Origin of the sequence: Streptomyces sp. MH60 (genome assembly GCF_002939385.1) — a bacterium.
Classification (GTDB): domain Bacteria; phylum Actinomycetota; class Actinomycetes; order Streptomycetales; family Streptomycetaceae; genus Streptomyces.
Genome location: NZ_MULI01000002.1, coordinates 58,188 through 71,081, shown reverse-complemented (window position 1 = coordinate 71,081; position 12,894 = coordinate 58,188). Strand labels below are relative to the sequence as shown.

The window sequence follows — 12,894 nt, the reverse complement described above, 5'->3', positions numbered from 1 at the left end:
CGCTTAACCTCTGCTGGTCCGCCCGCCCGGGGCGGTTTCTGGGGAGGGGCGCGTTCATGCAGCAGCGGGGAGTGGGCGGTCGGCTGAGAGCCGCGGGCTGGGTGTTGGTCCCGCTCGGGCTGGTCCTGGTGCTGGGAAGCACCGGTTACTTCTTCGCGCGTCACCAAGGGGTCACCGTCCAGGGCGAGTCGATGGAGCCCACGTACAGCCAGGGCGAGCACCTGGTCGTCGAGCACATCGGTGCGTCCGAGATACGCCGAGGCGACGTCGTACTCGTCCGTGTGCCCGGCCGATACCAGGGCGCCCCGGTCCTGCGACGGGTCATCGGGACAGGCGGTGATCACGTGGCGAGCGACGGGGCCCGGGTCACGGTGAACGGAGAGCCGGTCGACGAACCCTATGTGCGGCGCGACGAGTTGGCCTCCGCAACCGCACCGTACGACGTGCGGGTGCCGAACGGGCGGTTGTTCCTGCTGGGTGACAACCGGGGGAACTCGAACGACTCACGCTTCTCCCTCGACGAGCAGTCGGGCAGCGTCGCGGCCTCCGGGGTACTCGGGCGCGTACGGGAGGGGTTCGTCGTCCCGCCACTGTTGCTGACGACCGGAGGGCTCGGGCTCGTGCTGACCCCGGTCGGGGCCGCGCTGGGGATCAGCGGATACGCGACCCGGCGCGCGGCCCGGCGACCGATCGCGGCCGCGCCGCCATGGCCGGCGGCGTGAGAATGCACCGCACCGCACCGCGGCGGCGCGGCCCTGCCTCGGCAGACGGCCTTGGACGGTGACGCGCCGGCTGCCGTCCGGGGGTGAACCTGCCGAGGTCCGGAACTGCGCTCACCTCCTCGATCTGCCACGGAGCCCCAGGAATGGTCGCTGCCGGGGCCTCAGGCGGCCGGGGCGACGGGGCCGCACATCGCGTTGCCGTGCTCGGTCGGGTCGTCGCTGATCCAGAGCCGTGTCCACGCGCCACAGATGCCGGGTCGTGCTGGCCCTGCTGTCCGCCGACACGGTCTGCTACGGGCTGTACGCCGCTCCCAAGAGCGGCAACCAGGGCAGCATCGCGCCTCACAGGGCCTTCGAGAACTGGGACCTGCATCCCGGCGACGGGCCGCACGAGAACGACACCGCCGAGGAGGTCCTGGCCTCATACCTCTACCACTACAACGCCGTGGCGTACTCCTGCGCCTTCGCCGGACTGTCCCCGACCGACAGCCGTGCCGTGGTCGGACCCCCGTGTGGGTGGAACTGCCGCGTCGCGACTACTGGGGTCGCTGACCCCGCCGGATGTCACGCTCCTCGAAGTCCCGGCGCACGGCGCCGCCCTGGTCCTCCGTCAGCCCGGCGTCGTCCGGGAGTTCCAGAACGGAACCACAGCGCTCGCACAGTGGTCCGTCTCCGGCGGGCGTGCCGCATGCCTTGCAGAAGCGGTTGTGGCTGTTGTCCTCGGGTGTCGTCGTCATCGTCTCTTCCGCACGTCGGGGCAGGACGGCGGGCGGGTTCCCGCAACGTGCTCACCCATGAACAGGCCCTGTCCGACACCACGGTGGTCCCGCGCCGGAGGAAACCGCCTCAGTCCGTCGGCACGCCCCGACGGGCCTCCTCATCCGGCGATCGGTACGGCGTGGCCGGAGACGTAGACGCGTGTGCCATTCGGGTCCGCGCGCACGGTGAGCTCGCTGGGCCGGCCGTACGCAGGTAGCCGCCGAACACGACCGCGGCCGCTCCGGTCGCCGGGTCCTCCACGACGCCGCCCACCGGGAACGGGTCCCGCGCGTGGTACCGCCGCTCGTCCTCGCGCCAGACCAGGTGCGCGGTCGTCCAGCCGTGCGCGCGCATGAGGGCGGCGAGTGCGTCGAAGTCGTAGTCGAGGTCGGCCAGCCGGGCCCGCGAGCCGACCGCGAGGATCAAGTGATCGTTGCCGGCGAAGGCGACGTGCGGCGGCAGCTCGGGATCGAGGTCGGCGCCGTCCCAGCGCAGGGCGCCACGGCACCGCGCGTTGGGCATCTTCCGCTGCGCCATCGAGCGCACGACCGCCTGGCTCCACGGCTTCCACCGCCTGCGGTGCTGTCTGATGCGTCGCTAGATCGCGGTGAAACCGCCGTCAGCGGCGACCACGGCTCCCGTGACGAAGCTGGAGCGGGGCGAGACGAGGAAGCACAGGACTTCGGCGATCTCCTCGGGCTGCGCCACACGTCCCAGTGGCTGCGCGGCGGCGAAGGACGCCAGGTAGGCGCGGCTGTCGGGGCGGATCGTGTCGAGGAAGTCCGTCTCGATGACGCCCGCGGCTACGAGGTTGGCGCGGATGCCCAGCGGGCCGCCCTCGACGGCGAGCACCTTGGTCAGTTGGGCCAGAGCGCCCTTCGACGCACTGTAGGCGACGCCTTCGGGCAGGGCGACGGTGGAGGCGTACGAGCCGGTGCTGACGATGGCGCCGCCGCCGCGGTTCTTCATGGTCCGGAATGCCTCGCGGGCGCAGAAGAAGGAGCCGCGGGCGTTGACCGCCATCACGGTGTCCCAGTCCTCGGCCGTGGTTTCGGTGATGGGTTTGTTCTGGGTGCGCCCGGCATTGTTCACGAGGATGTCCAGTCCGCCGAAGGCGTCCAGGGCCGTTGCCACCGCGCGGTGGGCGGTCTCCTCCTGGGTGATGTCACCGTTTGTCGCGACGACGCCGGGAAACTCCCCCGCCAGGTTCGTGACGTCGGGGCGGAGGTCGAGGGCGACGACCCGGGCACCGCGGGCGTGGAGGAGGGCCACGGTCTCCCGGCCCACCCCTCTCGCGGCTCCCGTGACGAGGGCGATCTTCCCGGCGAACTCGGTGGATGCGGACGGTGCGGCGGATGCGCTTGCAGGTGTCATGGTGCGGTCCCTGGAGAAGGTGAGTGCGGGCGCCGGTGGTGCAGGGCACCTGACGTGCTGTGCGGTGGGTGCGGTGCGCGGACCGGGTGGGCCGCGCCGTTGACGCCTTCACGGCAGGCCCGCGTGAACGTCGTACGACTGGGCTGTTCAGTGCGCGGTGAGCCCGCCGTCGACCACCAACTCCGTGCCGGTGACGAACGAGGAGTCGTCGCAGGCCAGGAAAAGGATCGCAGATGCGATCTCGTCGGCGCGGCCGGCTCGGCGCATGGGGGTGCGTTGGATGTCCGGCTGCTGGTCGCCCTGGTCGTCGAGGAGTTCCTGGATCATGGGCGTGGCGATCACGCCCGGATGCACCGAGTTGATCCGTACTCCCTGCCGGGCGTACTCGACCGCGGCGGTCTTGCTCAACAGGCGCACGGCCCCCTTGGACGCCTGGTAGGCCGCAGCGGCACCACTTCCTACCAGACCGAGTACTGACGACGTATTGATCACCGAAGCGTTGCCGGTCGCGCGCAGGAGCGGCATCGCCGCCTTCATGCCGAGCCATGTGCCTTTCTGGTTCACGTCGATGACGCGGTCCCACACCTCTTCCCGCGTGTCCTCGATACCTGGCCAGTCCAGGATGCCGGCGAGGTTCACGAGCACGTCCAGCGTTCCGAATCGGTCGCGTACGACGGTGATCACTTCGTCCCACTCCCGCGCGGAGGAGACATCGAGGCGAGCAGTGACGACCTCCGCGCCCTGTGCCCGGATCCGGCGGGACAGGTCCCGCAGGGGGCCTTCGGCGATATCGGTGATCACTAGCCGGGCGCCTTCGCGGGCGAAGAGTTCGGCGGTCGCTGTGCCGAGGCCGCCGGTCGCGCCCGTGATCAGCGCGACCTTGCCGTCAAGTCGTTGTCCTGTCATGGATGTGGTCCTTGGTTCTCGTTGCTGCTGCTGACTGACCGGCTGACCGCCGTGTCAGGACTTCTCGGTCCGCCGACGGCGGATTCGCCCCCGGTGCCCGGGACGGCCGTGGCCCGGCCTCCTCTACGGCTGCTACCGCTCCCGGTAGAGCACGAGGTGCTCGTGATGGAGCACCCCGTCCCGGATGTCGCCCGTGGCGGTGAACCCGGTGTCGTCGATGTAGTCCAGGTGGCTGCCGGTCACCGTGTACCGGCCGGTGTACGCGCTGCGCCGCTCGCCGCGGGCTTCGTCGTAGCGGCCGTCCGGCAGCAACTCCTGACGGATGTGACCATCCGCGGTCACCCACATCCCGACCACATCGACGTGGTCGCCCTCAACAGTCCCGCGCATGGCGGACTCCTCTCCTCGACTGGTGCGGTCCTTCCTGCACCCCCGAGTCTGGGCAGGTCAACGGCCATCAACCAGGACGCGTGCTGTCTGGGTGTGGCACACCCAGACAGCACACCGGGCCACCGCCTAGGCCGTTTCGTTCGGGTTACCGAACCTTGGTATGTGAGCGCGGCTCATCCGGCGGGGCGCCTCCGACGGCCTCTGTAGCCTGGCGTCGCCGGACGCCGGGGGGAGCTGGATCCAGCGGGTCAGTCACTGCCACCATTTTGTGGTCGGGGAGGGCGTGTTCGACGGTGATGCGGTCGAAAGAGTGGCCGTGGCGGTCGCGTTCCCACTGTTCGACTGTGGCGGGCAGTACTCCCGGCCGGGGCCGGCTCGGCGGTGTGATCGCTTACCCGCCGTGGTCGCGGCTCAGGCTCACAGAGCCGTCGTCCAGGAAGACCTGGACGTCGGGGAAGTGCTGGAAGCAGACGGCCATGCCTTCGTTGCGGGCAGCCGGGGCGTCGTGTACACGCTCAGGCCGCAGGGCATCGATCCAATACCGTGCGGCCTTGGTCGTCGGCGATGACGCCGGCCTTCATGGGGTGTTCTGCTTCTTCTTGCCCGACACGGACGCGCGCCGGCCGCCGCGGCCGACCGGTGGCCGGCGGACCTGGATGCCAACTCCCACCACCGCAGCCACCCCCGCGCAGACCCAGGCACCGCACCGCTACCTGCGCTGACGCGGACGCCCCCTCAGCACCGCAGCCTGGCCATCTGCGAAACGCAGCCTCCGAACGCCGACGGGGCAAGTGTAGGAGTAGGACAGCGACGGAAGGATGCTTAGGAGGCGGACGCCTCGGGCTCCCCCGCAAAGACGATGACCTGGTCGATGAGGCTCCGCCGCAGATGGACGACGTCCGTTCCCGTCAGGCGGGGGCCTCCACCCGGCGTGGTGAAGACCCACTGGTACCGGGCCCACTCATCAGGCATGTCCACCGCTGAGGAGCGCACCATCGTGCCGGTCCCCGCCGGGTGGCGCCGGATGTCCAGCACGAACCGCTCGACCGCGGCGATTCCTTCGCTGCGGCCCAACGGCCCCCAGAAGACTACGTCTGAGGTCAGGGCCTGGGAGAGCAGGGCAGTCACATAGCTGTCCTCGGAGGCGTTGAACGCGGAGATGAACGTGTCGATCGCGGAGCGTGCGGTCTCTTCCTGCATGCCCCAGTAATACCAGCCGTTTCGCGTGCGCTCGTCCCACGAGCCGCCTTCCGATCACGGTGAACCCTCCCGGTCACGGAACTAGGCCCTGTCTCGTGGACTGCCGGAGTGGTTCGGCCGGAACACGGAAGCCTGGCGGGACACCATCCAGGCGCGGGGTGTCTCCGAGGTCTACGACGTCCTGGTCGTGCGCGTGGACAAGCGAGGAGTCGAATGCCTCGCCGCCGGAGAGGGCTGCGGATCGCGCGGGAAGAACAGGCGCGGTCCGCGAGAACGTCCGAGTGTCTGATCGTCGGGTTCTGACCGTCGCGCAACCCCTTCGCACAACCCAGCCGCGTGCTGATGAGCTCGGCAGACAGCGGAGTCCACCGAGACCGTCCACTCCACGTCGTCATATCCGGCTCGAAATCAGCAGCTGGGCCGGTCGTATCGGGTAGATACCTTGGCACTTCCGGACTGGCTCGCCCTCGGGGACCGGGCACGGGTGAGGCCCGCAGCCGGGCGGCTGCAGGCCGGTGCCGGGAGGGGAGACGGGCCGCATGGCGTCGGAGAGCCCCTGATGTCAGAAACTGCAGGTCCGGTAGTTGTAGCCCGCGAACCACCAGTTGCCGGTCCCGTCCCCGAAGCGATATTTCCCGGTTTCGTCGCGCCCCAGGGTGAAGCTGTGGGACGTGCCGTTGTACGCCACCACCAGGGACTGGCCGGAAGCTTCGCTGCCCGACATGTAGGAGAGCCGGTTGTCTGCATTCCCCCAGGTGTTCTTGCCGGCGCTTCCGTCGGCAGACGCGGCCCCCAGGAAGTGGCGCTGCCAGTTCGCGGTCGCGGTCGAGGTTTCTTTTCCGAAGACGCCGTCGATCTGTGTGGTGGACGCAAGGTAGCCGTCCGCCCATAGGACTTGCTGCCACATGCAGGTGGCGTTGGAGTTGGTGTTGTGGGTGGTGTCCGTGACGCCTTCGTCACCCCAGTCGTCGGTGTAGGTGCCGGCGCCGTAGATGTAGGCGAGGCCGCTGTAGGTCCCGGATGCGGAGGCGGGCGCGGTGCTCAGTGCGAGGGTGGCGGCGGTCAGCACGCCGACCGCGGCTGCGGCGAGTTTGATCCGCTTGGTGCGTGAACGCATGAATCCCCAGACCCGGACTCCCCGTTGGGAGCCGTGTAGATGAGTGGGACAGCCTGCGATGGACCAGCCGTGGAAGGGTTGGAACAGGCTCTGTGACGGTCCGCCGGGCCTCACGACCGGGGCTCGGCGGGCGGTCCGCCCTCACGAGTGCACCCCCTCGCCGAGGCAGGCGGTACCGCTGTGCGGACGTCGGCCATGGGTGCCGGGTGCCTGGCACGTGTCGCCGCTGGCATCCAGCGGGTTCAATGCCACGTTCCTTCACACTCGACGATCTCGCCCTTCGGGTCGGCGTGACAGGCCCGTGCCGCGACCTTGCGGGTGGGGTATCGCGCCATCCAGTTCGCGCTGTACTGCGGGATGGATTCGCCAAGGGCGCAGTCGAGTGCGCCACCGACGGGCCGGTAGTGCCAGTGGCCTGCCCACTGGCCGGGGCTCTCAGAGATCTCGTAGCGGATCTGGACAGTCGCGCAGTAGCCGTCGGTCGACCTGTCCCACACCCTGCTCTGGACCCAGACCTCACCGTTGTCCTGCCAGTAGATGTCCGTCTCCTGCTGGACACCACCGACGTAGCTCTTCGCGGTCCTGTGCGCCCATCCTGCGGGCGCGCCCTGGGTGGTCTTCACCCAGTCGTTTGTGCTGTGTGCCGAGGCCGGTGTGGTGGCGATCAACACCGCGCTGAAGGCCACGGCCAGCATCCCGAGTACGCGTCGCTTCACTGACTCCCCCTTGAATGTCGTTGCCGCGGTAGCGTCGGTCCCCGCCAGATTCTGTCGTGGACAGGCCATGCCGGCGTCAACCCCGGGTTGGGCTCTGGGTAAACCTCCGCGGTAGCCCGGCGAAGGCAGGCCCTGGTCGTCCACGACGTGGACGTGGCCCCCTCTCCCCGTTCGTCCGCCGTCACATCAACATGCTCGGCCGGTATTCCTTCCATCTCCCCGACCTGCCCGGGTGCTTGCGTCCGCTGCGCGAGCCGGACGCCGCCGACGAGGAATGACACTCGGTGAGGGGTGGTCAGCGACGCGGGACGCCGACCACCCCTCACACCGGGCTCAAGGCTTGAGGCGAATCAGGAAACCTGACCAGCGGCTGCCGCCGTGTCGACGGCCCCAGGGACGGTTGGCTTCGCGCGAGCAGGCGGTGTGCGGTAGGCGCGAAGAGGCGCGTTGGTCGCGGCCACGGCGGCGATCGCCAGGATGGCGGACAGGCCGCCGAAGACCAGGGAGAAGGAGGCGGAGGTGGCCGACGCCAACAGACCGCCACGGAAGTTGCCGAGTTCGGGGCCCGCGACACCGATGACGTGCTCCACCGAGGAGACCCGCCCCCGGTACGCGTCCGGGGTCTCCAGCTGGACCAGGGCACTGCGGGTGACGACCGACACGGTGTCGGCAGCGCCCGCCACGGCCAGGCATCCGAGCGCCAGCCACAACGGCCCCGCCAGACCGAAACAGGCCAGGGCCAGGCCCCAGACACCGGCTGCGGACAGCTGCACCAGGCCGCCACGGCGCCAGCGCGTCACCGTCCCGGAGAGCAGACCGGCCGTGATCCCCCCGATCGCGACGGCCGAGAGGAACAGGCCGAGGGTCTGCGGGTCTCCCCCGAAGCGAATCTCGTTGACCAGCGGGAAGAGCGCGATGGGCATGGCGAGCAGCGTTGCGGACAGGTCGGTGGCCATCGAGCCCCACAGTGCCGGGCGACGCAGGACGATCCGCCAACCGCCACGCTTCGGCCGCCGCCTGCCGCCCGCCGCGTCGGCACCTTCAGGCCGCATGGCAGGCAGGCGGATCACCGCGAGCATCGAGACGACCATGGCCGCGGCCTGGGCTGCGTATGCGGCAGGGAGATCCCAGCGGGCGATGATCAGCCCAGCCATCGCGGGCCCGGCCAGCATCGCTGCCTGGAAGGAGACGTTGGTCAACGCAAGACCGGCCGCGACCTGGTCGTCCGGCAGCAGCCGGACCGGGAAGGTACGCCGGGCAGGAGCTCCGAGAGCGCTGCAGCTCGTCCCCACGGCGACCAGGGCGAGCAGCAGCAGCACGTTCCGGTTGTCCGCCAGGGCCTGGGCACACAGCGCGGCGGCGGCCAGCAGTTGGCCTGCGGTGGTGGCCCGCACCACCGCACGGCGGTCGACGGTATCGGCCAACGTGCCGCCGAGCAGCCCGAACACCACCATCGGCAGGCCGGTGGCGAGCCCGATGGCACCGGTGCCCACCGGGCTGCCGGTCAGGTCCCAGACCTGGGCCAGCACCGCCACGTTTGCTATCTGCCCACCGACTTGAGAGACCGAGGTGCTGATCCACAGGTCGCGAAACCGCTGACTGCCACGCAGCGGGCGGGTGTCAAGGAACCGGAGACGGACACGCCCCGTCATCGCGGTGGCTCGACAAGGTGGTGGAGGATCCGCTGCCGCATCGACCGGCGTTCCAGCGCCCGCCGGACCTCTTCGACGACGGTGGTCATCGCGTAAGGGATCTCGCTGTCCAATTCGGCGACCGTCTCGTGGGTGGCGCGCCACTCCGCCTCCAGGAATGGCACCAGCGATCGGCCGCGCGCCGTCAGGTCGATCCGCCGGGTGCGGGCGTCAGGCCCCGGCTCGGAGGTGACCAGATCCTCCTTGCGCATGGCGGCGATGGTCTGGCTGATCGCGGAGTGCGAGCGGTCCAGCGACTTCGCAAGCTCGCGAATGGTCAGTGGTCCGGAGTGGGCGAGCCGGATCAACGGATAGGCGAACCGCGGGCGCACCCCCTCGATGCCACGCTCGACGTATACCTGCTCGATCTCGGCATCCATGACGGCCAGAAGCTCGTGCAGGGAGTGCCATGGGTCGGGTAGCGCTGTGGGATCTGAAGATGTCACAGCGCTAATATAACAGCGCTGCGACAATCGGTGGCTCTTGATCGACCGCTTGGCGCCGACGGCAGCGTCAGCGTGGTCACGTACGTCGAATCGGGCACGGTGGACGCCCGGCCGGGAAGCATCTGCAGGCTCGCCCCTCCCTCGCCGAGGTGGGTCGGGAACGCCGACCGACGCGTGCGTCGAACGCGTTCGTTACGATCGGTGCCATGAGTGCGAGAAAAGAGCCGGTCAGCCGGCGGGAGCGTCCGGCGAAGCCCGCTCTGTCCCGGCGTTGGATCGTGGACACGGCTGTGCAGATCATGCGGACGGAGGGGCTGGAGAAGGTCACGATGCGCCGCCTGGCGCAGGAGCTGGACACCGGGCCGGCCTCCCTGTACGTCTACGTCGCCAACACCGCCGCATTGCACGCGGCGGTGCTTGACGCGCTGCTGGGCGAGGTGGACCTGAGCGGCCGGGGCGGCGGTGACGGCTGGCGGGACCAGCTCAGCGCGGTCCTGACGTCGTACACCCTGGTGCTGTTCGAGCACCCGCAGCTCGCCCGGTCCGCACTCGTGGCCAGGCCGAGCGGTGAGAACTACCTGCGGCTGGTGGAACGGATCCTCGACCTGCTCGCGCACAGCGGCGCGCCCCGGACTCAGGTCGCCTGGGGGGTGGACAAGCTGCTCCTGGACGCCACGGCCACCGCCGCAGAGCAGTCGACGCACGAACACGACCCCACCTCCGGGGAAGACTGGGACGCCACCGTGCGTGCGCTGCGCTCCGTCGACGAGGCCACGCACCCGGCGATCGCCGCCCACATGCCGGATCTCATCGACGGTGCGGTCCGGGACCGGATGCGCTGGAGTTTCGACGTCCTCGTGAACGGCATCACGCAGACCCCCGTACCTGACCGGGCCGACTGAACCCTCCTGTCCGGGTCCGGCGGCGGGCGACGCGCGTCGGGCCGGGGAAGCCGTGGCGACGCACGCCCCTTGACGAACTTGTTCGCTACGAACGTGTTCGCTACGGTAGAAGTGATCCGAGAGACCACTGCGACGCCACTACGCAGCAGCGCGCCGTCCCGCCCCGGCGGCGGAGCCGTCTCCCCGGCCGTACACACGCCCTACTTCCGCGAAGAGGTTCACGATGAGCACCACCCACTTCCCCGTCGCGATCATCGGCGGCGGTCTCGGCGGTCTGACCGCCGCCCGCGTCCTCCACGTCAACGGCATCGAGTCCGCCGTCTTCGACCTGGAGACGGGCCCTGAGGCCCGCACCCAGGGCGGCATGCTCGACATCCACGCCGAGAACGGCCAGAAAGCCCTGCACGCCGCCGGCCTGCACGACGACTTCCTCCGCCTCGTCCACGAGGGCGGCCAGGCCATGCGCCTGCTCGGCCCCGACGGCACCGTCCGCGTCGCCGAAGAGGACGACGGCACCGGCGACCGCCCCGAGGTCGACCGTGGTGAACTGCGTGACGTGCTGCTGAGCTCCCTGCCGGGCGGCACGGTCCACTGGGGCCGCAAGGTCACCGGCGCTCGGCCGCTGGGTGACGGCCGCCACGAAGTGACGTTCGCCGACGGATCGGACGTCACCACCGACCTCCTCGTCGGCGCTGATGGCGCCTGGTCGCGTGTCCGGCCGCTGCTCTCGGACGCCAAACCCGCCTACACCGGCATCTCGTTCGTGGAGACGGACCTGTACGAGGCCGACACCCAGCACCCGCGCAGCGCCGCGGTCGTCGGCGGCGGCTTCTTCATGGCGCTGGGGCACGAGAGGGGTTTCCTCGCGCACCGCGAGCCCGACGGCAGCCTGCACGTCTACACCGCGCTGAGGACGGACGAGGGCTGGATCGACACCGTCGACTTCAGTGACCACGCCGCCGCCAAGGCCGCCGTCCTCACCCGCTTCGACGGTTGGAACGAGGACCTGCGCGGCCTGGTCGCCGATGCGGACACGATCACCCCGCGCCGCATCCACGCCCTGCCCGTCGGCCACCGCTGGGACCGCGTCCCCGGCGTCACCCTGCTCGGCGACGCCGCCCACGTCATGTCTCCGTTCGCGGGCGAGGGCGCCAACCTCGCCATGTACGACGGCGCCGAACTCGCGCTCGCCCTCGCCGCCCACCCCGGCGACACCGAGACCGCCCTGACCTCCTACGAGGAAGCGCTCTTCCCGCGCAGCGAAGCCTCCGCCGCCGAGTCCGCCGCCAGCCTGGACACCATGTTCAGCCCCGACAGCCTGGAGCAGATGACCGAGTTCTTCACCGCCGGCCCCGCCCACCAGTGACAGCCCGACCCGTCTTCGCGACGCCCGCCGCATCCGGGAGAACCTCATGACCTCACCGCCCCCGCCCACCCGCCACATCGTCCAGGTCCGGGCCGGTCTCGACCTGCGACTGCACGAGGCCGGCCAGGGCAGCCCCGTCCTCGTCCTGCACGGCGGCCCCGGCCCCGGCAGCCTCAACCCCCTGGTCGACCACCTGGCGGCACGCCACCGGGTGCTGGCGCCCACCCATCCGGGCTGGGACGGCACCGCACGCTCCGACGATCTGGACAGCGTCCCGGCGCTCGCCGCCGTCTACTTGAATCTGCTCGACCACCTCGGGGTGGACGACGTGGCGGTGATCGGCACGTCCTTCGGCGGCTGGGTCGCCGCCCAGACGGTCCTGGACGACCGCGCAGGCCGCGTCTCCCGGCTCGTTCTGATGGACGCCATCGGCCCGGTCGTGCCCGGCCAGCAGGTCACCGCACCCACCGGACCACCGCCCCAGGATCCCGTCCCGGCCGGCGGACCCACCCCGCGCGGCGGACCGTCCCCGCAGTCGATGGCCGCCCTGCGTACCTACGCCGGGCCGGCCATGTCGGACGTCGACCTGCTGCCCCGCTTGTCCACCGTGGCCTGTCCGGTGCTGGTGATCTGGGGCGGCGACGACACGGTCGTCACGCCCGACTTCGGCCGCGCCTATGCGGCCGCCTTCCCCCATGTGCGATTCGAGCTCGTCGAGGGCGCCGGGCACCTGCCCCTGCGCGAGCAGCCGGAGGCGGTCTTCACCCTCCTCGATTCCTTCCTCACGCCCGGGGACGCGACCGCACGCCGCTGATCAACTCCCAGGAAAGCAGCGACTGCAACAGGAGGCAGCCATGGCAGCCGTCGATCACCACGGCCAGGCCACACTGATCACCGATGCCAGCGCCGTCACACAACTACGGACGGCAGGGCGTGGGGTACTGGTCAACCTGGCAAGCATGGCGGCGTACCGGCCCAACCCGCGCATCCATCACCCACCGGCATGCCCAACGCCTTTGTTAGGGCCCCTCAGGCGGCCAACCGCTCGTCGTCCTGGGAAACGCTCGTACGGTCGGTGTACCGCGCGAGCAGGGCGTTCGCCGCGATCAGGGCGTCCTCGGCGGTGCGGGATCCGGTCATCACGCAGAGCGTGTAGGTGGCGTCGTCGAGCGCCCTGCTGGTGTGGCCGGTGGGACATACGTCGTGCTCCATGCGCGCGTGGGCGAACCGAGCCAGTACCGCACGCAGTTCCTTCTCCGCCGGAAGGATCATCGTCTTACCTCTCCCCTGGTGAATCCCGCCTGC

14 protein-coding genes and 2 pseudogenes are annotated in these 12,894 nt (G+C 70.1%); 4 read left to right on the top strand and 12 right to left on the bottom strand.

What is annotated here, in order from left to right:
• The first annotated feature begins 56 nt into the window (after nt 1-56).
• Nucleotides 57-722 (top strand): signal peptidase I, encoded by a 666-nt coding sequence (gene lepB / locus BZZ08_RS02265; RefSeq protein ID WP_104630420.1) that lies wholly within the window; start codon nt 57-59, stop codon nt 720-722.
• 536 nt (nt 723-1,258) lie between these two features.
• Here the strand turns inward: lepB and BZZ08_RS02255 are convergent.
• The 11 genes and pseudogenes from BZZ08_RS02255 to BZZ08_RS02205 all read right to left on the bottom strand — a co-directional run bounded on the left by BZZ08_RS02255 (nt 1,259) and on the right by BZZ08_RS02205 (nt 9,255).
• Nucleotides 1,259-1,459 (bottom strand): hypothetical protein, encoded by a 201-nt coding sequence (locus tag BZZ08_RS02255; RefSeq protein WP_104630419.1) that lies wholly within the window; start codon nt 1,457-1,459, stop codon nt 1,259-1,261.
• Between the two features lie 140 nt (nt 1,460-1,599).
• Nucleotides 1,600-1,979 (bottom strand): annotated as a pseudogene (locus tag BZZ08_RS02250) (PhzF family phenazine biosynthesis protein); the annotation flags it as partial.
• 99 nt (nt 1,980-2,078) lie between these two features.
• Nucleotides 2,079-2,855, bottom strand: coding sequence for an SDR family NAD(P)-dependent oxidoreductase (locus BZZ08_RS02245; protein ID WP_104630418.1), 777 nt, complete (start codon nt 2,853-2,855; stop codon nt 2,079-2,081).
• A gap of 147 nt (nt 2,856-3,002) precedes the next feature.
• Nucleotides 3,003-3,761 carry an SDR family NAD(P)-dependent oxidoreductase gene (locus BZZ08_RS02240; RefSeq protein WP_104630417.1) on the bottom strand — a complete coding sequence of 253 codons (759 nt, stop codon included), beginning with the start codon at nt 3,759-3,761 and terminating at the stop codon, nt 3,003-3,005.
• A 132-nt stretch (nt 3,762-3,893) separates the two neighbouring features.
• Entirely contained in the window at nt 3,894-4,151 is a 258-nt protein-coding gene (locus BZZ08_RS02235; RefSeq protein ID WP_104630416.1) for an Atu4866 domain-containing protein, read from the bottom strand.
• 265 nt (nt 4,152-4,416) lie between these two features.
• Nucleotides 4,417-4,812, bottom strand: a pseudogene (locus tag BZZ08_RS40010) (transposase family protein); the annotation flags it as partial.
• 161 nt (nt 4,813-4,973) lie between these two features.
• Entirely contained in the window at nt 4,974-5,351 is a 378-nt protein-coding gene (locus BZZ08_RS02225) for a hypothetical protein (protein ID WP_104630415.1), read from the bottom strand.
• A gap of 562 nt (nt 5,352-5,913) precedes the next feature.
• Complete coding sequence (locus tag BZZ08_RS02220) at nt 5,914-6,468, bottom strand: peptidoglycan-binding domain-containing protein (RefSeq protein ID WP_104630414.1); 555 nt, start codon at nt 6,466-6,468, stop codon at nt 5,914-5,916.
• Between the two features lie 242 nt (nt 6,469-6,710).
• Nucleotides 6,711-7,184 (bottom strand): hypothetical protein, encoded by a 474-nt coding sequence (locus BZZ08_RS02215; protein ID WP_133169136.1) that lies wholly within the window; start codon nt 7,182-7,184, stop codon nt 6,711-6,713.
• Between the two features lie 350 nt (nt 7,185-7,534).
• The gene (locus tag BZZ08_RS02210; RefSeq protein ID WP_104630412.1) at nt 7,535-8,836 is read right to left on the bottom strand and encodes an MFS transporter; all 1,302 of its coding nucleotides are present in this window, start codon (nt 8,834-8,836) and stop codon (nt 7,535-7,537) included.
• Nucleotides 8,833-9,255, bottom strand: a complete 423-nt coding sequence (locus BZZ08_RS02205; RefSeq protein ID WP_198601234.1) for a MarR family winged helix-turn-helix transcriptional regulator — start codon at nt 9,253-9,255, stop codon at nt 8,833-8,835. The genes BZZ08_RS02210 and BZZ08_RS02205 overlap by 4 nt, the downstream gene beginning before the upstream one ends.
• 272 nt (nt 9,256-9,527) lie before the next feature.
• Between BZZ08_RS02205 and BZZ08_RS02200 the strand changes: the two genes are divergently transcribed.
• The 3 genes from BZZ08_RS02200 (at nt 9,528) to BZZ08_RS02190 (ending at nt 12,403) form a co-directional block, all read left to right on the top strand.
• On the top strand, nt 9,528-10,223 hold the full coding sequence (locus BZZ08_RS02200; protein ID WP_104630410.1) for a TetR/AcrR family transcriptional regulator: 696 nt from the start codon (nt 9,528-9,530) through the stop codon (nt 10,221-10,223).
• 223 nt (nt 10,224-10,446) lie between these two features.
• Nucleotides 10,447-11,589, top strand: a complete 1,143-nt coding sequence (locus BZZ08_RS02195; RefSeq protein ID WP_104630409.1) for an FAD-dependent oxidoreductase — start codon at nt 10,447-10,449, stop codon at nt 11,587-11,589.
• Nucleotides 11,590-11,635: 46 nt separating this feature from the next.
• Nucleotides 11,636-12,403 (top strand): alpha/beta fold hydrolase, encoded by a 768-nt coding sequence (locus tag BZZ08_RS02190; protein WP_104630408.1) that lies wholly within the window; start codon nt 11,636-11,638, stop codon nt 12,401-12,403.
• 215 nt (nt 12,404-12,618) lie between these two features.
• Here BZZ08_RS02190 and BZZ08_RS02180 read toward each other — a convergent pair whose 3' ends face one another.
• Nucleotides 12,619-12,861, bottom strand: a complete 243-nt coding sequence (locus BZZ08_RS02180) for a DUF5133 domain-containing protein (RefSeq protein ID WP_104630407.1) — start codon at nt 12,859-12,861, stop codon at nt 12,619-12,621.
• Nucleotides 12,862-12,894 lie beyond the last annotated feature (33 nt).